This is a genomic window from Hallella seregens ATCC 51272, from assembly GCF_000518545.1.
Classification (GTDB): domain Bacteria; phylum Bacteroidota; class Bacteroidia; order Bacteroidales; family Bacteroidaceae; genus Prevotella; species Prevotella seregens.
Genome location: NZ_JADU01000008.1, coordinates 95,359 through 115,263, shown reverse-complemented (window position 1 = coordinate 115,263; position 19,905 = coordinate 95,359). Strand labels below are relative to the sequence as shown.

Sequence of the window (19,905 nt, the reverse complement as noted above, 5' to 3'; positions counted from 1 at the left end):
CAACACAATGTATTCAACTCACGAAAACGTCAGGATAGTTATTGCTTTATTAAAGGAATATCAAATACGCCACATTGTATTAAACCCCGGCGGGACGAATATACCGATTGTTCAAGCCGTTCAAGACGACGACTTCTTCCATTGCTATTCTGTCCCGGATGAGCGGAGCGCCATGTATTTTGCCATTGGACTGCACCTGCAGACCGGGGAGAAAGTGGCCACATCGTGCACCAGCGCACAGGCCACGAGGAACTATTTGCCCGGACTTACCGAGGCGTTTTACAAGCATGTGCCTATTCTTGCCATCACAACATCCAAGCTCGAACGCTACGAGTACCAAGACTACATGCAGGCGCCCGACCAATGTTCACTGCCGCGCGACGCCGTCAAGAAATCGTATGACTTGCCACAGGTCGTAGATGTAAACACGCGAGTCCTCTGCCAGCAGCGGGCAAGGGAGGCCATGCTCGAGCTGACACACCACACCCCAGGCCCGGTACAGCTGAACATCAGGATAGACGACCGTGTGCAAAGCGTCTTCGACCAGAAAGAGCTGCCCAGCGTTCGCACCATCAAGCGTTACGAATACTGGGACGACTGGAGTGAGTTGGAACTCAAGGGAAAGAAGATTCTCGTCGTCATTGGCGAGCACCGGCCTTTCACGCAGGCCCAAACGGAAGCCATCGATGCCTTTACCCAAAGACATCATGCGGCGGTATACACCAACAATCTGTCTAATTTCCATGGCAGGAACACAGTCCAGGGCAATTTGCTGGTGTCTTCCCGCAGGATAGCCGACAGTCGCCTCTGTCCTGATATTGTCATTACCGTTGGCGGACAGACAGGCGACTATTCCATCTTTGGCGCCTTGAGCGGACTTGGCGAACGGACGGAGGTGTGGAGAGTTGACCGGGGAGGCGACGTGGTGGACACCTACGGCCGGCTGACCAAGGTCTTCGTGTCGCCCGATGCAGACTTCTTCAAACGGACAGCAACGGTCGACGAGGTCGAGGAGAACAATTATTTTACGGAATGGGAAACCGAGATACAGAACTTGGTAACCGACACACAGCTTCCTTTGTCCAATCTTTATGTCGCCCAACAGCTTCATTCCCTGATCCCTGAAAACAGTTATATCAACTTCGCCATCCTTAATAGTCTCCGTTGCTGGAACTATTTCCCACTGAAAGCCTCTGTGAAAGGCTTTGCCAACGTGGCGGCATTCGGAATAGATGGCTGCACTTCCATGCTGGTTGGAGAGAGTATGAACACAGAAGAACTGTGTTTCTTGGTTACCGGCGACCTGGCTTTCTTCTATGATATGAACGCTCTCGGCATCCGCCACATCAGGAAAAACGTGAGGATTCTTTTAATAAATAATCATACGGGAGCGGAGTTCAGGGTGATGACCCGTCCGTGGAAAGACAAGGTAAAACTGGATCAGTTTGTGGCGGCCAGCGGACACAACGGCACGGCCAAGGGTTGGGCCGAAGATTGTGGATTCGTTTATTTGTCGGCCACGACCAAGGAAGAGTTCGAGGAAAAGAAGTTCATCTTTGTCGCTCCGTCCGAGCAACCTGTTGTCTTTGAGGTCACCACCAACCCTGATGATGAGGTGAAAGCCATTCAGGAGCTTATCGGAAGCAACAGCAACGAGCCTGCCCATACGCCTAAAGCGATACTGAAGAAAGTGTTGGGACCGGCAGGAACAGCTTTGGTTAAAAACCTAATCAAGCAATGATTCGCTCCTGGGAAGACTACAAAGCGTATGTAAAGGCCGATCAATCGAATTTTGTCGGTCGAGGTTTACGCGGACAAGCATTCGCCGATCCCATTTGCGACCAGTACCTGCAGCGGCAGTATCTTCGCTGTCTTCGGATGGCAGAATATGCCATCAACTGCCACCACCCCTTGTTGAAACTGTATGCCTTGTGGCGTTTGAGGAGACTTGGGCGAATATCCGGCTTCCAGATTCCGCCCAATGTCCTTGGCAAGGGGGTAACTCTCTTCCATTGGGGGACGATAATCATCAATGGCGAAGCACGGATTGGCAGGAACGCCACCTTCCAACCAAACGTTGTTATCGGCAAAAACAAGAAGAAAGGCGGCTCTCCACAAATAGGCGACAACTTCTATGCTTGTGCCGGAGCAAGGATCTTTGGGGAGATAACGATTGGGCACAATGTGCGGATCGGGCCCAATTGCTGTGTATATAAAAGCATACCCGACAACTGTACCGTAGTGGGAAATCCGGCGGTGATCGTCCGTAAGGACGGTATTAAATGCAAAATCAAACTTTAGACAATGGGCGCATTAGCAAAGATAAAAAGAAAAATAGGCAATATCTTTACTGATATTTACTGTAACAGGCAGGCCGACAAACTGCAAGACGAGATAAAACGAAACCCGGCCGCCAGAACACTCTACCTTTTTTGTGCACCGACGCATAGCAATTTGGGCGACCAGGCACAGTTGTTCTGCTGGCTGCGACTTTTTAAAGAGTGGTATCCTAACCATCGCATCATCTGCGTTCCGACGCGGTATCGCCGGCTGTCCACGCTTTTCGAGATCAAGAAAAAGATAAAGAAAGACGACCTGGTGTTTGTCCACAGCGGTTATCTGCTCTACGATCCTCATCCCGAACTCCCGTTCATTCAAGACGTGGTCAATGCTTTTTATGACCATCCGGTGACCATTCTGCCCCAGACGGTCAATCTTTTGGCCGACTGGTTCCAGCATGTCGTTGCCCAATGCTTCAATAATCACCCCTCCTTGACTTTGATTTGCCGTGACGATGTTTCTTATGCAAAGGCACAGCAACTATTCCCAAAAGTCAAGTTAAGGCTCATGCCTGACGTGGTGACGTCGTTAATCGGCAACAAAGATTTCCATTATCATCTGCCACGGCGGGGCATTTGCTTCTGCACTCGCAACGATGGCGAGAAGTTTTACTCGGACGAGCAGCTGCGAGCCTTGAAAGAAAGGTTCGGCAAAATCAGGACATTCCAGTGCGACACGACCATCGAGGCACCGATAAGTGCCTGGGAAACGCAGCGCGAAAAGCTCATCCGCAAGATGCTCAGGCGTTTGGCACAGTACCAAGTGGTTGTCACCGACCGCTATCACGGCACTATTTTCTCGCAAATAGTCAATACCCCGGTCGTCGTTATCTCCTCCGGCGACCACAAGCTTTCCAGCGGAGTCAAGTGGTTTCCACGAGAAGAGTTTGGAAAGAACATTTATTTTGAGGAGACCCTGGACGGTGTTTATTCCCGTGTCATGGAGATTCTGGCGCGAAATGGGCAAGAAATCGTCAACCCATCTTGGTTTAAGGATAATTACTATTCTTCCCCATTATGAGGCCTGCCCATCGATTCGCAATCCTCGCAGATACAAGATTACACACGTAAAAGACGGTCAATCATGAAAGTTTTATGGTTCACTCCCTCGCCGGGACTTTACGCACCGACCCCCTACGGCACCTGGGTGGAGGCTCTTCAAAGGGCCGTGCAGCGTTATGGAGGGGATATGGAGACAGCCTTGTGCTTTGAATATACGCGTGCAGACGGCAAGACCGTCAAGGACGGATTCACCTATTATCCTGCAAATATCAGGCAGACGCTGACAGACAAGCTGAAAGCGACGCAGTCTCCGAGAAAAGAATACGAGATGCTGAAGCGGCACTACAAAGAAGCCATTGCAGACTTCCGCCCCGACATCATCCATTGTTTTGGCACGGAGCTTTGGCATTACAGCCTTCTGGCGCAGGAAATCAGCACGCCGATGGTGGTCCATATCATGGGTTTTCAGAACATATACACCGACATGGCCGGTATGGTCACCCACAAGGCAGACATCTATCACGAGAAGCATTACAATCCGTTCAGCATCTTCCGCTATGCCTTTTTCCGCAAACGCAAGGCTCAAATACGCTGCACGATGGAGCGGGAGGAGATGAAAGCCAACAGATATTTCATGGGGCGGACCGAGTGGGATCGCAGCATCGTCAGGTATTTCTCTCCGGGAAGCAGGTATTTCCACTGTGCCGAAGCCATCCGTCCGCAGATCTACGACGCCGCCCGGCGATGGGTGCTCCACGACCACAAACAGCTGCGACTCGTCACCATAGGAAGCGGCAGCACCTTGAAAGGCAACGAAATCATCCTCAAGACGGCCCGAATACTGACAGAACTGCTGCACGCCGACTTTGAGTGGCGGCTGACATCCACCGAGAACGACCTCCGTGCCTACGAGCAACGAACCGGCATATCCCACAAAGACGTGAACGTCAACCTGATAGGGCGCGTCGGTGCCGAGCGGATAGCAGAAGAACTGGCGGATGCCGACCTGTACATCCACCCTGCCATCATAGACAATTCGCCCAACACGCTCTGCGAAGCGCAGCTTATAGGCACACCCGTCATAGCCGCCAACGTCGGCGGAATCCCCCAGTTGGTGGAAGACGGCACCACGGGCATCCTCTATCCCTATAACGAAAGCTACACCCTTGCCTTCAAAATCATGGACCTGTACGGAGACAAGGCAAGGATGCAGGAGCTGAGCGAGAACGAGTACAGGCTCTCCCACGATCGCCACAACCCGGAGCACATCGTCCGTACACTCGCCGGCATATACCGCGAAATCATTTCGGAACAGACGGCCTGACACGCTTTTACCGCACCCTAACCGAAGAATAATGGCATAATTTTCATAGAATGGACATCTTCAGACCCTATATACTTCTGTATTCCTTTTTTATTCTCTCTTTCATTGTCATACAGTTCTACCTGCATAGATACGTCAGGGCGACGGGGCCGGGCGGCATATCTCCAAGGCAGAAAATCGAAAACAGGGTCTTTTGGCTCTATGCACTGCTTGTGTTCTTGTTCATAGGCACCAGGGATGCCCTTGTAGGGACCGACACCATATCCTATGTTTACTTCTTCAGAAGCCCCAATTTCCATTACCAGGGCGCAGCCACCGACCCGGCATTTGAGTTTATCGGGAGATTTCTCCGCGACCTTTCCACCGACGATAAGTTCTTTATCTTTGCCGATTCCCTGATTTCTTGCTACGGCTTGTTCTATCTTATCACGAAGACGAGCCTGAACAAGCTGTATGCCCTCCTCCTGTTTCTCATGGCGGGAACGGCCAGCATCACCCTGTTTCTCTACATGAGCATGATGCGGCAGTGCACTGCCATGAGCTTCTACTTCGTCTCCATCTACCTCTTTTTTTCCAATACGGCCAGAAAAAAGCGCAAGTATATCCTGGCCGGAGCACTGTATATGGTAGCCGTCCTTACCCACAAGTCGGTATTGTTTTCCTTGCCGTTCATCCTTGTCGCTTACTTCAAGCCTTTCAAAAAGAGCTTCTGGCTCATAGTCTTGGCCTCCTCCTACATCCTGAGTGTCCTCAACATCACGTTCGTCAACCAGATACTTGCCATTGCCTCCAATGCCATCAACTTCGGCCACTATGAGAATTACAGAAGCCTCAGTTTCGGGTTTATCGAGGGCAAGGGCTGGCTGAACATGAATCTGCTCCCGTTCATGGCAATTGCTTTCATGCTGCTTTATCTTGAAACGAACGACAAGCTGAAGCTGTGGTACAATCAGTTGTTCCTCTGGGGAGTGTTGGCCAACAACTTGTTCTACAACAATCTGATGTGGAGCCGACTGATACTCTATCTCACCATTCTTGTTATTATCGTCATTCCCAACGCCCTCCACGGCCAGAAACTGAAAGTGCAGATAGGCTTTTCGGTCCCTATCTTCGCCTACTTTATGTATAAGGTGACCACGCAGCTGCTGGTGCAGACGGCTTTTTCGGCAGAGGGACTCATCGTCGTTCCCTATCACAGCTGGCTGTTCGACGGCATACTTTATTGACCCGCGGCCCTCGGCCGTGCCATCACATTCCCCACAACTTCATGGAAAGATACAACAGTTTCAACGGTTTGCGCGCCATAGGCGCATTCGGCATCGCCATGATGCACTACCTTGTCAATATGAACGACGCCACCGCGGCGGCCTTGCGGCACAGCGGCATTCTGTACGAGCGGGCAATTCCGTTCTTTACAATGTTTGTCTTTATGTTTTTTATCCTCAGCGCTTTCTCCATGTGCTGCGGATATTACCATAAGTTTGATGTTGAGGCCGGCCGTTCGTCGTTCGACGCCGAGCGCTTCTACAACAAGCGATACAGCCGGATATTTCCGTTTTTCGCCCTGCTTGTGCTGATAGATTTGCTGATGAATCCCACCCGTGAGGAGCTCTATCAAGGCTTTGCAGACCTGACACTGGCTTTCAATTTCCTTCCCAATCCAGACATACACGTCATTGGCGTGGGATGGTTTGTCGGCGTAGTCTTCGTGTTCTACATGCTGTTCCCTTGGTTTGTCTATATCCTGAAAGACCGTCGGCGGGCATGGTTTGCGTGGGGCGTGGCCTTGGCGATGCACCTGCTGGTCGTCAACTATTTCCTTACGGAGCAGTTTGTGCTTCCCTCGGAAATCATAAACTACCGGCACAACATCGTGTTCAGCTTCCCATTCTTTATCAGCGGCGGCTTGCTTTACATTTATCGAAAGCCGCTTGGCAACGCCAAGCTTAGGTTTGCCTACCTGCTGGCGGCGGTGGTTTGCACGGCACTGCAAATCCATGTCGCCCCCAAGATATTCGGAGAGAACATTCTTTTCATCCTGATAATCTTCATTTTCTGGATACTCTATGCCATGACCGGGGGATTCCGCATGTTGAAAACGAAGTTGCTGGACAACCGAATCATGACATTCCTGAGCGCTCTGTCCATGGAAATATACCTGTGTCACATGATGATGTTCCGACTGCTTGAGAAAGCGCACCTGGAAAGAATGATAGAAAACCCGCAGCTGCTCTACTGGACCTACTGCCTGCTGGGCATATCGCTGGCCGTCGCGTTCAGCTTTCTGGTCAAGAACATAGCCTTCCCTGCCATTGGAAAGCGAATCCCTGCCCTGTCGTTTCTGAGATAGGCTCGCGCCCGACGGAGTGCCGGCCTATGGCCCGCGCATTCCCACGGCGGCCTGATGCCGCTGCCGATACGGCTTTTTCGCCCGGCGTTCGAGCCGTACACGCATTGCGAATACGGCTTGTTCGCATCGCCATAACGGCGGTTTCGCCACGCGTTTGCGCCTTTTTCTGCTACACCGCACCACACACATGAACGATCAAAGCACACTCTCGCCCACGGTTTCGATAGTGATTGTCTGCATGAACAATCCCGAAAACCTCTGCCGCTGCCTTGACAGCATACGGAAATATACGTCGGTCAGCTACGAATGCCTCGTTGTGGCCTACCTGTTCAGTCGGGAAAACCTCGAAAAAATCAGGGCCGCCTATCCTTGGCCGACCATCATTGAGAGCAACGAGACGAGGGGCTTCTCCGAGAACAACAACCTGGCCCTGCGGCGGGCTGCCGGCAAATACTGCCTGGTCATCAACGACGACACGGAGCTGAAGATGCCCTGCGTGGACAAACTGGTGGAGACCATCGAGGCGTTGCCCCCACAGGTAGCCGTGGTGAGCCCCAAGGGCATCCTGGGCAATGGCCGGATACAGTATTGCGGCAGGGCGGCACACACGCCCCTGACTTATACGTTGGGAGCTTTCGGACTGTGGAACGAGCGGAGGATAAACAGGCGCAATCCCGTCCATGGCATATTCAAGAGCCACGACATCATCGGTGCTTATTTCCTCATCAAGACCAGTGTGTTCAGGGAAATAGGGTGGTTCGACGAGCAATACTTCTTCACCCCGGAAGACATTGCCGTGAGCTACACCCTGCGCCGGCGGGGATACGAGTGCTGGGTGGACGCAGATGCCGAGATCGTGCACTACGAGGGGATGACCGGCCGCAGCCTGAGCCCCGTGCAGACAGCCACCGGGCCCGCAGGGTTTGTAGGCACGATGCTGTTTTGCGGCGGCGGCTCGCGCTGGGGCTATTGGCTCCACACGCTGTTGCACGTGCCCTATCTCGTGGGGCAATACGTTTACCACACGGCACGGTCGAGGGGCAAGGCCGACCCCGAACGATACCGCATGCTGGCATGGAAAGACCGAAACACGCTCTCCGTATGCTTTACGGGGAAGACGCCCAAGCAGGTATTCCAGAAGTTTTATGCCCGCTGCCAGCATCGGCCATAGGCCCGGAGACGAACATTTTTACGAACACTGACGCCATGGGACACATCTTCAATCTGTACAAACGCTTCGGAGGGGCGAGTCTTCTCCGGGAATACCTCACCACCGGCTTCCTGTTCAAGGCCCCCTTGCAGTTGCTGGCAACGGGGCTTTCAGACAAGGGGCTGGAACTGTTTCGCGAGGCAGCATCGCTCTCCACCTACCGATACCTGGAAAAGCACTATGCAAAATACCTGCCTGCAGCCGACGACTGTACCCCGCCTGTGCAGTGCGGCAGCCGGAAAGTATGGATATTCTGGTGGCAAGGCATGGACGGAGCACCCCGGTTGGTGAGGCAGTGTTACAGGTCTGTATGCCAATACCTCGGCGACTGGGAGGTGGTGCTCATCACGAAAGACAATTACAAGGACTACGTTTCTTTCCCTCCCCGTATCCTCGAGAAGCTGGAGTCGGGCGCCATCACGCTGACCCATTTCTCTGACTTGCTGCGCATAGAGTTGCTCGTCAACCATGGAGGGCTGTGGCTGGACGCCACGGTGCTCTGTACGGGAGGGGACATTCCCCCAAGCATTCTCGACTCCGAGCTCTTTGTCTACCAGACGCAGAAGCCCGGTTCAAACGGGCATGCCACGCAGATGTCGAGCTGGTGCATGTGGGCCCGGCCCGGCAACAGCATACTCCGCGCCACCCGCACGCTGCTCTATGCCTACTGGCAGCGCAACGACCGGCTGCTCAACTATTTCCTGCTGCATCATTTCTTCACCCTCGCCTGCAAGTTCCATGCCGACGAGGCCCGGCAAATCCCGCCATATACGAACGAAACACCGCACATATTGCTCCTGCATTTCTTTGACGCCTACCGGCCGAGCCTCTGGGAAGATTGGAAACGCCAGACGTGCTTCCACAAGCTCAGCTACAAGCTCGACCCGGTGAAGGAACGGCAGGAAGATACTTTCTATGCCCATATCGTCAAGGCTGAGGGCGAACAAGGGCTATCATGAAAACTGACTATACGATGAAAAGAGTAATTACATACGGCACCTACGATCTGCTTCACCAAGGGCACATCAACCTGCTGAAGCGGGCCAAAGCCCTTGGCGACTACCTGATTGTGGGCGTTACGAACGACAATTTCGACCGGGAGCGCGGCAAGCTCAACGTCAAGAACAATGTGCTCGAACGCGTGGAAGCCGTCAGGCAGACCGGTCTGGCCGACAAAATCATCATCGAGGACTACGTCGGACAGAAGATAGACGACGTCCAGAAATACGACATCGACATCTTTACGGTCGGGTCAGACTGGGAGGGACACTTCGATTATCTCCGTGAATTCTGCGACGTAGTCTATCTCCCGCGGACGGAAGGAATCTCTTCTACCATGCTGCGCGAGGAGCAGGACGCCGACATCCGCATCGGCATTGTCGGCTGCGGACGCATCGCCCGCAGGTTCCCCCCGGAGGCAAACTACGTCAGTCAGGTGAAAATCTCCAGTGTCTACGACACCGATCGCGATGCCGCCACCCGTCTGGCCGCCGCCCATCGGATAGAGGACGTATGCAGTTCGTTCGAGCAACTGGTTGCCCGCGTCGATGCCGTCTACATCGCCACACCCCATCTTTTGCACTATCAACAGGCCAAATATGCCATCGGCCAGCACCGGCACGTGCTTTGCGAAACGCCGCTGGTGCTGCAGGGAGGGCAGGCCCGCGAGCTCTACAAACTGGCCGAGGACAACGGCGTCATACTCATGGAGGCCAACAAGACGGCCCACTGCCCGGCCTTCAACCATCTCATCACGATGATCAAGTCGGGACTGATAGGCGAGGTGGTGGATATAGACGCTTCCGAATCCAAGGTGTGGGGCGACCCCTCGCTCCGGGAGCTGGACCCACGGCAGGCCGGCGGCTCGTTCTACGAGATGGGGTCTTATCCGCTGCTTCCCATCATCCGGCTGTTGGGAACGGAATACAAGAACCTGAATCTCTACTCCCGCATGCGCAACCAAGTCGACGTTTACACGAAAGGAGTCATGAGATACAAGAACGCCGTGGCCTCTTTCAAGCTGGGACTGGGCGTGAAAACCGAGGGCAATCTCGTCATATCAGGCACCAAGGGCTATGCCTATGTTCCCGCACCATGGTGGAAAACAGATTACTATGAACTCCGCTACGAAGACCAGAACCAGAACAAGAAGTACTTCTACACGTGGGATGGCGAGGGGTTGAGATACGAGATACAGGAGTTTATCTCCTGCATCGTCAACCATCGCTTCAGTACGGCAAGGCTCAGACGCAGGGAAAGCATAGCCATGGCAGAGATTATGGAACAGTTTACAGAAAGGAAAAACTTCATAGAATTGTGATGAAAAGAATATTGATCGTGGGAGGAGCAAATGGCATTGGCCTGTCGATGGCCTGCCTCCTTGCCGAAAGAGACGAAACCGAAAAGGTGTATATCATCGACAAGGCACCGCTCGACAAGGCTTTCGCATCCCCTAAAATAGAGAGCAGGCAGTTTGATTTAACGGCCGAAGACTACAGCATTCTGGATGCTTACGAAGACATAGACGGGCTCATCATCACGGCGGGCTTTGGCCGGCTGGCGCTCTTCGAGGACATAGACGAGCGTATGATAGCCACATATTTCCAGGTGAACACCATCCCCGTCATCAGAATCATCAAGCACTTTTACCATAAATTAAAGTCGGACAACGATTTCTTCTGTGGCGTTATGGTCAGCATTGCCGGGTTCATGTCTTCTCCTTTCTTCTCCCTTTACGGCGCCACGAAGGCCGCGCTCAAGATATTTATAGAGAGTGTGAACGTGGAACTCGAGAAAGGTGGAAGCCCCAACCGGATACTGAACGTAAGTCCGGGCTCCATCAAGGGCACGAGTTTCAGCCAGGGCAAGACCGACTTGGCGGTGACGGCACCGCTCGCACGGGACATATTGTTGCACATGGAGGCCAAGGATGACCTTTTCATCCCGCAGTACGACGAGGTGTTTCATGAGGTTTTGGAGCGGTATCACCATGATTTCCGCAAGGAGGGGCTGCACAGCTACGACTACAAGGTTGCATCAAAAAGAATAAAATAGGATGACAAACATAGAAAGACTCCATCAGGCCGACCTGAATATCGTCAAGGAAGTGATCAATATATGCAATGAGAACGGCCTGGTTTATTATGCCTTGGGCGGCACCATGCTCGGCGCCATCCGGCACAAGGGCTTTATTCCCTGGGACGACGACATCGACCTGGGCATGCCCAGGGAGGACTACGAGCGGTTTCTGGAGATTGCTCCCTCCTTGCTCAGCAAGGAGTTGCGGCTCATCAATTACAAGACAGACCGCGACTACCATTACTATATCACAAGAATACAGGACACCGAAACCAAGGTGATGGAAAACAGATACGAGGCGGAGGGCAAGTACACCCATGTCTCCATCGACATTTTCCCGTTGGACGGTTCGCCCGACAACGGTCTGCTGAGGAAGCTGTATTACTTCAGGGTGATGGCTCACAGGGCCATGATGGCCTTGCACTACAAGAAAGGCATTGACAAAGAGCGGAAAAGAGGATTTGCCGAAAGGCTTTTCCTGAAGCTGATAACGGCATTGCCAACCGACAAAATGTTCAATGCCTACCACCAAAAAGAGAAGATAGACCGCATTCTGCGGAAGCATGACATGTGGACTTCCGAGATTTCCGGCAACATTATGGGGGCATACAGAACCGTGGAGATGATTCCAACTTCCTGGTATGGCCGGGATACGTTCTACGATTTTGAGGACATCAAGCTAAGAGGCATCAAGGAATACGACAAGTATTTGTCGCATTTGTATGGCGACTACATGAAGCTCCCCCCTGTAAATGCCCGGAAAATTCATTTCAGAATCGTGGAGATTCACGGCCAGAGCGTAACGGAATCTTAAGCGAAAACCCTTTATAGCATAGCATTTAGAACATGAAGATAGCATTTGTAAGCACACGGGGCATCCCCAACAACTACGGCGGCTTTGAGCAATTTGCCGAATATATATCTGTGGGACTGGCCAAGCGCGGGCACGACATTACGGTTTATTCCCCGCATTACCATCCCTACCAGGAGAAAGCGTACAAGGGAGTCCACATCAAGCACATCTATTCGCCTGAGAAATGGATGGGAGGCTCGATAGGAAGTTTCTTCTACGACTTTGCCTGTCTGAGGGATGCACTCAAGAAAGAGCAGTTCGACATCATCTATGAGGCCGGATACACGAGCATTATCCCTGCTTACATCTGGTTTAATGTGAAGAATATCAAGCGTCCGCTCTTTACCACGAATATGGACGGACTGGAGTTCAAGCGTTCCAAATTCAACAAATGGGTGCAGAAATTCGTGCATTGGGAAGAGCGTGAGGCAGTAAAACACAGCCATTATCTCATTGCCGACAACATGGGCATCCGTGACTATTATAAAGAGGTGTACGGCAAAGAGAGCAAATTTCTCGCTTATGGTGCCAACATATACGACAATTACGATGTCCGGCATTTGGAAAGTCTGGGCCTGACACCGAACGAATATTACCTGCTTGTTGCCAGAATGGAGCCGGAAAACAACATGCTCATGGCAATAGAGGGCTACAAGCAATCGACGGAATATGGAAAGAAGCCCCTTGTCATTGTGGGAAAGACGACTACGAAGCATGGGCAGGAGCTCGTGAAAACCTATGGAAATGACAAGAACATCAGGTTCGTCGGGGGCATTTATGACTTTGACAAGCTGAACAGCATACGTCATTTCTCTTTCGCCTACTTCCACGGACACAGCGTAGGAGGAACCAATCCCTCGTTGTTGGAGGCGATGGCGTCCGACTGTTTCATCCTTGCACACGACAATATCTTCAACAAAGCCGTATTGGGTGACAATGCAGAATACTATAAATCTGCAGAGGATGTTGCAGGATTGCTCAATCATATAGAGGACATCGCCGGGGAGAAGAAAGAGAAATACATCGCATCCAATCTTGAAATCATCCGTCAGGAGTATTCCTGGGACTACTTGGTGGATCAGCACGAAGCGTATTTCAAGTGGATGCTTCGTGACAGTCAGTTGTAGTCTTCGGGAACAGCCGGATCCCGTTTGCCTATGGTCTTCTGCCTGAACCTGTAGGATTGAAATCTAAAATCGGATGAAAGCCCCGTCCTCCTCCTGCCCATTGTTCCTCCAGTTGCTGCGCTATAGCATCGGAACGGCCGATGCAGTGCCCGCCGCCCTCACGCCGGACAGGGTGAGGGAGGTGTTCGACATGGCCGGACGGCAGTCGCTGACGGCGGTGATGCTGGAGGGAGTCAAGCGGCTGGAGGTGGAAGGCGATGACGGAACGATGGCCGAGGTCATGATGGACTGGTGCAGCGAGGGCCTCGTCATCAGCCGCACCAACGAGCGCATAGACGGTCATGTGGCGGCCGTCGTGCGCAATTTCAGGAAGTCGGGCTTCGAGTGCTGTCTGTTGAAAGGGCAGGGCAATGCCTTGATGTACCCGGACGGCAGGCTCCGCACGCCGGGCGATATCGACCTATGGCTGCGCACGGCTGCGCCCGCCGGCGGCAGCACGGCCGCAGAAAGGGAGGCGGCCGTGAGGCAGGACACCCGCCGTATCATTTCCTACATCAGGCGCTTCATGCCTGCTGCAAAGGCCATCTATCATCATATCGAGTGTCCGGCGTATCAGGGCACGGAGGTGGAGATACATTATCGGCCGCATTTCATGTTCAATTTCCGGCACAACCGGCGGCTGCAGGAGTTCTTTTTTGCGCATGCCGACGCCCAGTTCGCCCACGAGGTGGAGCTGGGTGGCGGTCGGGTGGCCGTGCCCACGGCCAGGTTCAACGCCGTGTTCCAGCTGAGTCACATCTTCCAACATCTGTTCAAGGAGGGCATCGGGCTGCGGCAGTTGCTGGATTATTATTACCTGCTGACGGCCAGCGAGGATCTGGTCCACGGCTCGAAAGCCGAATGGAAAGGGTTGTTCGCCCGCCTGGGGCTCGGCGGCATTGCCGGGGCGGTGATGTGGATTCTGACCGAAGAGTTCGGCATGGACTCGCGATATACCTTGGTGGAGCCCGATGCCCGGCGGGGTCGGCTTGTGCTGGACGAGGTGTTGAGGGGTGGCAATTTCGGCAAATACCATGTGCGCCGTCTGGGCAACGGCATGGTGGGACGCAATCTTGGCCGTCTCATTCGCGACGTGCGCCTTGTGCGTTATTTCCCTGTCGAGGCCTTGTCCGAGCCTGTATTCCGGCTTTGGCATGCGGCATGGCGGTGGCGGCACAGCCCGTCCAGGCTGCTGGGAGAGCGTCGTTTAAAATAGATTATCATATATTTATATCATCATGTCTTTAAGCAAGGATAGCAAGATTTATGTTGCCGGCCACCGTGGACTCGTGGGATCGGCCATTTGGAAGAACCTCGAGCAGAGGGGGTATCGGAATCTGGTGGGGCGAAGCCACCGCGAACTGGACTTGACGGACCAGCGGGCCGTGACGCAGTTCTTCGATTCCGAGCGGCCCGAAGCCGTGGTGCTGGCCGCTGCCTTCGTAGGGGGCATCATGGCCAACTCGCTCTACCGTGCCGACTTCATCATGCAGAACATGAAGATGCAGTGCAATGTCATCGAGCAGGCCTATCTGCACGGCGTGAAGAAGCTGCTCTTCCTCGGCTCCACGTGCATCTATCCTAAGGATGCGCCCCAGCCCATGCGCGAGGATGCCCTGCTCACCTCGCCACTCGAATACACCAACGAGGAGTATGCCATTGCCAAAATTGCCGGGCTCAAGATGTGCGAGAGCTACAATTTGCAGTATGGCACCAACTACATGGCCGTGATGCCCACCAACCTCTACGGGCCGGCCGACAACTTCCACCTGGAAAACTCGCACGTCATGCCGGCCATGATGCGCAAAATCTATCTGGCCAAGCTCATCCATGAGGGCGACTGGCAGTCCATCCGCACCGACATGAACCGTCGCCCCATCAACCCCACCGACGCGCTGCGCGCCCTCATCGGCGAGGGTAACGTGGACGGCAGCAACCCCGAGGAGCGCATACGCAGGGCACTGGCTTTCTATGGCATCGAAGACAATCGGGTGACACTCTGGGGCGACGGCAGTCCGCTGCGCGAGTTTCTCTGGAGCGAGGACATGGCCGATGCCTCGGTGCACGTGCTGCTCAACGTGGACTTTGCCGACATTATCGGCATTGAAAAGTACTCCTCGGTGTTCTATGGGGCACGGACCGACGGTGCCGTCGACCGCAACAATTCCGAGGGACGCGGCGGGGCCATCCCCTCGCTTGGCGAGATACGCAACTGCCACATCAACGTGGGAACGGGCAAGGAGCTCACCATCGGCTCGCTGGCGCAGCTCGTGAAGCGCACCGTGGGCTTCGGGGGAGACATCGTTTGGGATGCGTCCAAGCCCAACGGCACGCCGCGCAAGCTCATCGACGTGTCCAAGCTCCACCGGCTCGGCTGGACGCACAAGGTGGAAATCGAGGAGGGCGTGGCCCGGCTCTACGCCTGGTACCGCCAGTCGCTCGCAGACTGACGGCGCGCGGCTCCCACGAACGAGGCGTTTTTCTCACAGATTCCACGGATTTCGCAGATAGCTGCACGGCATCGTGGGGGCTCTCGCAAATGATAATTTCTCACAGATTCCACGGATTTCACAGATAGCTGCGCAGTGTTGTGGGGCTCTTACAAATGGGATGTTATTCTCACAGATTCCTCGGATTCCACAGATTGTTGCGTGGTGTCACATGGCTTTTATATATTAGAAGATGTGGGAAAAATCGGTGGAATCTGTGAGACGACATCGTCTTGACAAGCAATCATTATAGAAATAGAGAAAAGAAAAATAAGAGAAACATGGCAGAACAAAAGAACATCGCCCTCATTACGGGCGTCACAGGACAGGACGGCAGCTATCTCAGCGAGCTGCTGCTGAGTAAGGGATACGAGGTGCACGGCATTATTCGCCGTTCGTCCGTGGACTATCGTGAGCGCATTGCCCACCTTGAGGGCCAGCCCCACTTCCACCTCCACTATGCCGACCTCGGCGACTCCATGTCCATCGTGGGCGTGGTGGGCAAGGTGCGGCCCACGGAAATCTACAACCTGGCCGCCCAGAGCCACGTGCAGGTGAGCTTCGACTCGCCCGAATATACGGCCGACGTGGATGCCGTGGGCGTGCTCCGCATCCTCGAGGCCGTGCGCACGTGCGGGCTGGCCTCCACCTGCCGCATCTACCAGGCCTCCACATCCGAGCTCTATGGCAAGGTGGAGGAGGTGCCGCAGAACGAGAACACGCCCTTCCACCCCTACAGTCCCTACGCCGTGGCCAAGCTTTACGGCTTCTGGATAATGAAAGAATACCGCGACGCCTACGGCATGTTTGCCTGCAACGGCATCCTCTTCAACCACGAGAGCGAGCGTCGCGGCGAGACCTTCGTCACCCGCAAGATTACGCTCGCCGCCGCCCGCATCAAGCAGGGCAAGCAGGACAAGCTCTATCTGGGCAACCTGAGCAGCCTGCGCGACTGGGGCTACGCCCGCGATTACGTGGAGTGCATGTGGCTCATCCTGCAGAACGACAAGCCCGAGGACTTCGTCATCGCCACCGGTCAGCAGCACAGCGTGCGCGAGTTTGCCACGCTGGCTTTCCGCCATGTGGGCATCGAGCTGGAGTGGCAGGGCGAGGGAGCCGACGAGAAAGGCATCGACCGCGCCACGGGCAAGGTGCTCGTCGAGGTGTCGCCCGACTTCTACCGGCCCACCGACGTGGTGAACCTCTGGGGCGACCCCACCAAGGCCAAGGCCCGGCTGGGCTGGAATCCCAACGCCACCACCTTTGAGGAGCTGGTCAAGCTCATGGTTGACCACGACATGAAAAAGGTGGCCGGCGACGATGCCGCCGCCCGCGTGCGCGTCAATCTGGAGGAGTATCTGGAGAAAGGCATCGTAAAATAACACCCCTCTACGGGTTCCTTCCACATCTTGTCACTATTTATTCAGCATACAAATGAACGTCATCAAAACAGAAATCGAGGGCGTGGTCATCATCGAGCCGCGCATTTTCCGCGACGACCGCGGTTATTTCTTTGAGAGTTGGAACGAGAAAGCCTTCAACGAGCAGGTGCGCCCCGTGCGCTTCGTCCAGGACAACCAGTCCAAGTCGTCCTACGGCGTGCTGCGCGGCCTCCACTTCCAGAAAGGCGAGCACGCCCAGAGCAAGCTCGTGCGCGTAGTCGAGGGAGCCGTGCTCGACGTGGCCGTCGACCTGCGCAAGGGCTCGCCCACCTTCGGCCGCCACGTGGCCGTGGAGCTCACGGCCGAGAACCAGCGGCAGTTCTTCATTCCCCGCGGCTTCGCCCACGGCTTCAGCGTGCTCAGTCCCACGGCCGTTTTCCAGTACAAGTGCGACAATCTGTATTGCCCCGAGAGCGAGGGCGCCATTGCCTGGAACGATCCCGCCCTGGGCATCGACTGGCGCATCCCGGCCGACAAGGCCCTGCTCTCGCCCAAGGACACGAACCATCCGCTGCTGAAAGACAGCGACTACTTCTTCGACTACGGCGTGAGCCTGTACTGATTGCCGCTCCACCAGAGGCATGCGCACCTGCCGCCCGCACCCCGTCCGGACATGAAATGCCGGGCGGGGTGCGGCAATCAATATTTCAAACAAAAGAAAAATGGAGCAGAAAGGCAATAGCGACATCATCATATACCAGTCTCAAGATGGATTAATCAAGATAGATGTACACTTTGAGAACGAGTCGGTATGGCTCTCTCAAGCACAAATGTGTACACTTTTTGGGCGTGACCGTAGTGTCATCACCAAGCATATCCGTCATGCCTTTGAGGAGGGCGAGCTTGAAGAAGAGGGCAATGTGCATTTTTTGCACATTGCAAATTCAGACAAGCCAGTGAAGTACTACAGCCTCGACGTGATTATTTCCGTAGGCTATCGGGTGAAGTCGCTGCAGGGCACCCAGTTCCGCATCTGGGCAACACAGCGTCTGCGCGAGTATCTCGTCAAGGGCTTTGCGCTGAACGACGAGCGGTTCAAGAGCGGTTCGTCCTACAATTATTTCAAGGAGTTGCTGGACAGGATACGCGAGATACGCCTCTCCGAAAAAGTGTTCTACCAGCAAATCAAGGACATCTACGCCACCAGCATCGACTACAACCCCTCCGACGAACAGACGTTGGCTTTCTACAAGGAAGTGCAGAACAAGCTCTTGTGGGCCGTCAGCGGCAAGACGGCGGCCGAGTTGGTGTATTATCGTGCCAATGCTTCCCTGCCCATGATGGGCCTCACCTCGACCGAACGCGAGGGAAAGGTGACGAAAGCCGACGCCCTGGTGGGGAAAAACTATCTGCATGAAAAGGAAATCGGCGGGCTGAAACTCATCGTAGAGCAGTTTCTTGCCTATGCCGAGGCGCAGGCCCTGGCCGAGAAACCCATGTATATGCGCGACTGGGTGCAGAAGCTGCGGCTCATCCTCACCATGAACGAGAAGAACATTCTGGAACATGCGGGCAAAATATCCCATCAGTTGGCCGTCCGGAAAGCCACCCAAGAGTACGAGGCTTACATGCAGCAGCAGCGTCGGCTCGAGCGTCTCGACAGCATCAGGCAGCTCGACCGCGACATCAGGCGGCTCTCCACTCGCCGCCGCGCCACAAGCGACGACAGGGCGGACGGGGCGGGATGAGCCGCTGCCGCAACCGTCACCACACAGCAATCCCGGGGCCATGGCCCCGGGATTTTTCGTTTGTGCTACCTGCACGAGGTGATGCCCAGCGTGGTGGCGACGGCCGTCAGGATGCTGACGGCGATTTGGAGAATCATTCTCCAGGTTTCCTTGTTTTTCATGTCGTGTGTTTTTCAGAGTTAGATTGAAGTGAAGCATGGGGGAGGAGAGGGGGAGGGGGCGGCGGAGCCGCGCCGCGTGCCGTGCGTCCTGGCGGGCCCCGCCCGCCGTCGCGCCATCGTTGTGACGCCGCTACCGGCCCGCATGGCCCGGCCTCTCCCCCGCGGGCTTAGCCCTGTCCCTCGGTCTTGCCGCCGTTCTCGGTCTTGCCTCCGGGCTGCGGCTTGGCGTCTTTCACCGTGTTCTTGGGCGTCTCTTTGGCGGTCACGCCCTCCAGCAGGTTCTTGATGTAGATGCCGGTGCGGTGGCCTTTCGCATTCACGCCCGTGGCGTTGAACGTGGACTCGGGCTTGTAGAGAATGCGGAAGTTGGTGATCTTCGTGCCGTCGCAGTCGGCGGCGGTGTCGGAGGGCTTGGAGCTGATGCCCACCTTGAACGCCCCGATGCCGTCGAGCACCACGCGCTGCGAGTTGAGCAGATGGGTCTTCATGGCCACAGACACCTCCCAGAGCACGGCCATTACGTCGGCATAGGTCACGGTGGTGGAGTGCGAGATCTCCTCGGCCAGCCTCTTCGTGTCGATGGTATCGAGCACCACGGCGCGGGCGTACCACTTGCCGAAGGTGGGACTGTTGTTCAACTTGTTCTGTACTTTTCGATAACGGATTGCCATAATTCGGTTCCTTTCTTTGCTTTAAGGTTAAACATGAGTTGTGTGTTTGTGTCTTCACAGTGTCTGAGTGATGCATCCTTTCTCTGTTCGACGATGCAAAGATACGGCACCGGGGGCACAACGCCAACGCCC

Annotated in this window: 19 protein-coding genes; 17 read left to right on the top strand and 2 right to left on the bottom strand. The window is 54.7% G+C overall.

The genetic code is table 11. The features are described 5' to 3' along the window. The first annotated feature begins 7 nt into the window (after positions 1 to 7). From L888_RS0103510 to rhuM, 17 genes are all read left to right on the top strand, one after another. A complete protein-coding gene (locus tag L888_RS0103510) occupies positions 8 to 1,741 on the top strand; it encodes a thiamine pyrophosphate-binding protein (RefSeq protein WP_027951893.1) in 1,734 nt (577 codons plus the stop codon). Next, complete coding sequence (locus L888_RS0103505; protein ID WP_005847206.1) at positions 1,738 to 2,301, top strand: serine O-acetyltransferase; 564 nt, start codon at positions 1,738 to 1,740, stop codon at positions 2,299 to 2,301. Before L888_RS0103510 ends, L888_RS0103505 begins: the two co-directional genes overlap by 4 nt. Before the next feature lie 3 nt (positions 2,302 to 2,304). Continuing rightward, entirely contained in the window at positions 2,305 to 3,360 is a 1,056-nt protein-coding gene (locus L888_RS0103500) for a polysaccharide pyruvyl transferase family protein (RefSeq protein WP_027951892.1), read from the top strand. Positions 3,361 to 3,423: 63 nt separating this feature from the next. After that, entirely contained in the window at positions 3,424 to 4,665 is a 1,242-nt protein-coding gene (locus L888_RS0103495) for a glycosyltransferase family 4 protein (RefSeq protein WP_027951891.1), read from the top strand. A 50-nt stretch (positions 4,666 to 4,715) separates the two neighbouring features. Continuing rightward, on the top strand, positions 4,716 to 5,891 hold the full coding sequence (locus L888_RS0103490; protein ID WP_027951890.1) for an EpsG family protein: 1,176 nt from the start codon (positions 4,716 to 4,718) through the stop codon (positions 5,889 to 5,891). 41 nt (positions 5,892 to 5,932) lie between these two features. Continuing rightward, positions 5,933 to 7,015 carry an acyltransferase family protein gene (locus L888_RS0103485; RefSeq protein WP_005847213.1) on the top strand — a complete coding sequence of 361 codons (1,083 nt, stop codon included), beginning with the start codon at positions 5,933 to 5,935 and terminating at the stop codon, positions 7,013 to 7,015. Between the two features lie 187 nt (positions 7,016 to 7,202). Next, entirely contained in the window at positions 7,203 to 8,186 is a 984-nt protein-coding gene (locus tag L888_RS0103480; RefSeq protein ID WP_005847215.1) for a glycosyltransferase, read from the top strand. Between the two features lie 35 nt (positions 8,187 to 8,221). Further along, entirely contained in the window at positions 8,222 to 9,184 is a 963-nt protein-coding gene (locus tag L888_RS0103475) for a capsular polysaccharide synthesis protein (protein WP_027951889.1), read from the top strand. A gap of 14 nt (positions 9,185 to 9,198) precedes the next feature. Next, a complete protein-coding gene (locus L888_RS0103470; RefSeq protein ID WP_027951888.1) occupies positions 9,199 to 10,545 on the top strand; it encodes a Gfo/Idh/MocA family oxidoreductase in 1,347 nt (448 codons plus the stop codon). Then, complete coding sequence (locus L888_RS0103465) at positions 10,545 to 11,279, top strand: SDR family NAD(P)-dependent oxidoreductase (protein ID WP_005847222.1); 735 nt, start codon at positions 10,545 to 10,547, stop codon at positions 11,277 to 11,279. Before L888_RS0103470 ends, L888_RS0103465 begins: the two co-directional genes overlap by 1 nt. 1 nt (position 11,280) lies before the next feature. Then, complete coding sequence (locus L888_RS0103460; RefSeq protein WP_027951887.1) at positions 11,281 to 12,117, top strand: LicD family protein; 837 nt, start codon at positions 11,281 to 11,283, stop codon at positions 12,115 to 12,117. 32 nt (positions 12,118 to 12,149) lie between these two features. Continuing rightward, positions 12,150 to 13,283: a DUF1972 domain-containing protein gene (locus L888_RS0103455; RefSeq protein WP_005847226.1), complete on the top strand. Its 1,134-nt coding sequence runs from the start codon at positions 12,150 to 12,152 to the stop codon at positions 13,281 to 13,283. A 73-nt stretch (positions 13,284 to 13,356) separates the two neighbouring features. Next, positions 13,357 to 14,538: a nucleotidyltransferase family protein gene (locus L888_RS0103450; protein WP_027951886.1), complete on the top strand. Its 1,182-nt coding sequence runs from the start codon at positions 13,357 to 13,359 to the stop codon at positions 14,536 to 14,538. A gap of 22 nt (positions 14,539 to 14,560) precedes the next feature. After that, positions 14,561 to 15,772, top strand: coding sequence for a GDP-L-fucose synthase family protein (locus tag L888_RS0103445; RefSeq protein ID WP_027951885.1), 1,212 nt, complete (start codon positions 14,561 to 14,563; stop codon positions 15,770 to 15,772). Positions 15,773 to 16,092: 320 nt separating this feature from the next. Next, positions 16,093 to 17,193 carry a GDP-mannose 4,6-dehydratase gene (gmd, locus tag L888_RS13330; protein WP_015310465.1) on the top strand — a complete coding sequence of 367 codons (1,101 nt, stop codon included), beginning with the start codon at positions 16,093 to 16,095 and terminating at the stop codon, positions 17,191 to 17,193. A 52-nt stretch (positions 17,194 to 17,245) separates the two neighbouring features. Continuing rightward, the gene (rfbC, locus tag L888_RS0103435) at positions 17,246 to 17,815 is read left to right on the top strand and encodes a dTDP-4-dehydrorhamnose 3,5-epimerase (RefSeq protein ID WP_005847234.1); all 570 of its coding nucleotides are present in this window, start codon (positions 17,246 to 17,248) and stop codon (positions 17,813 to 17,815) included. A gap of 100 nt (positions 17,816 to 17,915) precedes the next feature. Then, positions 17,916 to 18,941, top strand: coding sequence for a RhuM family protein (gene rhuM, locus L888_RS0103430; protein WP_027951884.1), 1,026 nt, complete (start codon positions 17,916 to 17,918; stop codon positions 18,939 to 18,941). Between the two features lie 65 nt (positions 18,942 to 19,006). Here the strand turns inward: rhuM and L888_RS14400 are convergent, their stop codons facing one another. Further along, on the bottom strand, positions 19,007 to 19,102 hold the full coding sequence (locus L888_RS14400) for a smalltalk protein (protein WP_015310466.1): 96 nt from the start codon (positions 19,100 to 19,102) through the stop codon (positions 19,007 to 19,009). A gap of 167 nt (positions 19,103 to 19,269) precedes the next feature. Then, on the bottom strand, positions 19,270 to 19,773 hold the full coding sequence (locus tag L888_RS0103420) for an HU family DNA-binding protein (RefSeq protein WP_027951883.1): 504 nt from the start codon (positions 19,771 to 19,773) through the stop codon (positions 19,270 to 19,272). Between the last annotated feature and the right edge of the window lie 132 nt (positions 19,774 to 19,905).

Bases quoted from the DNA above. Each gene is read 5' to 3' on its own strand.
- L888_RS0103510 (WP_027951893.1), top strand. From the start codon at position 8: ATGTATTCAACTCACGAAAACGTCAGGATAGTTATTGCTTTATTAAAG.
- L888_RS0103505 (WP_005847206.1), top strand. From the start codon at position 1,738: ATGATTCGCTCCTGGGAAGACTACAAAGCGTATGTAAAGGCCGATCAA.
- L888_RS0103500 (WP_027951892.1), top strand. From the start codon at position 2,305: ATGGGCGCATTAGCAAAGATAAAAAGAAAAATAGGCAATATCTTTACT.
- L888_RS0103495 (WP_027951891.1), top strand. From the start codon at position 3,424: ATGAAAGTTTTATGGTTCACTCCCTCGCCGGGACTTTACGCACCGACC.
- L888_RS0103490 (WP_027951890.1), top strand. From the start codon at position 4,716: ATGGACATCTTCAGACCCTATATACTTCTGTATTCCTTTTTTATTCTC.
- L888_RS0103485 (WP_005847213.1), top strand. From the start codon at position 5,933: ATGGAAAGATACAACAGTTTCAACGGTTTGCGCGCCATAGGCGCATTC.
- L888_RS0103480 (WP_005847215.1), top strand. From the start codon at position 7,203: ATGAACGATCAAAGCACACTCTCGCCCACGGTTTCGATAGTGATTGTC.
- L888_RS0103475 (WP_027951889.1), top strand. From the start codon at position 8,222: ATGGGACACATCTTCAATCTGTACAAACGCTTCGGAGGGGCGAGTCTT.
- L888_RS0103470 (WP_027951888.1), top strand. From the start codon at position 9,199: ATGAAAAGAGTAATTACATACGGCACCTACGATCTGCTTCACCAAGGG.
- L888_RS0103465 (WP_005847222.1), top strand. From the start codon at position 10,545: ATGAAAAGAATATTGATCGTGGGAGGAGCAAATGGCATTGGCCTGTCG.
- L888_RS0103460 (WP_027951887.1), top strand. From the start codon at position 11,281: ATGACAAACATAGAAAGACTCCATCAGGCCGACCTGAATATCGTCAAG.
- L888_RS0103455 (WP_005847226.1), top strand. From the start codon at position 12,150: ATGAAGATAGCATTTGTAAGCACACGGGGCATCCCCAACAACTACGGC.
- L888_RS0103450 (WP_027951886.1), top strand. From the start codon at position 13,357: ATGAAAGCCCCGTCCTCCTCCTGCCCATTGTTCCTCCAGTTGCTGCGC.
- L888_RS0103445 (WP_027951885.1), top strand. From the start codon at position 14,561: ATGTCTTTAAGCAAGGATAGCAAGATTTATGTTGCCGGCCACCGTGGA.
- gmd (WP_015310465.1), top strand. From the start codon at position 16,093: ATGGCAGAACAAAAGAACATCGCCCTCATTACGGGCGTCACAGGACAG.
- rfbC (WP_005847234.1), top strand. From the start codon at position 17,246: ATGAACGTCATCAAAACAGAAATCGAGGGCGTGGTCATCATCGAGCCG.
- rhuM (WP_027951884.1), top strand. From the start codon at position 17,916: ATGGAGCAGAAAGGCAATAGCGACATCATCATATACCAGTCTCAAGAT.
- L888_RS14400 (WP_015310466.1), bottom strand. From the start codon at position 19,102: ATGAAAAACAAGGAAACCTGGAGAATGATTCTCCAAATCGCCGTCAGC.
- L888_RS0103420 (WP_027951883.1), bottom strand. From the start codon at position 19,773: ATGGCAATCCGTTATCGAAAAGTACAGAACAAGTTGAACAACAGTCCC.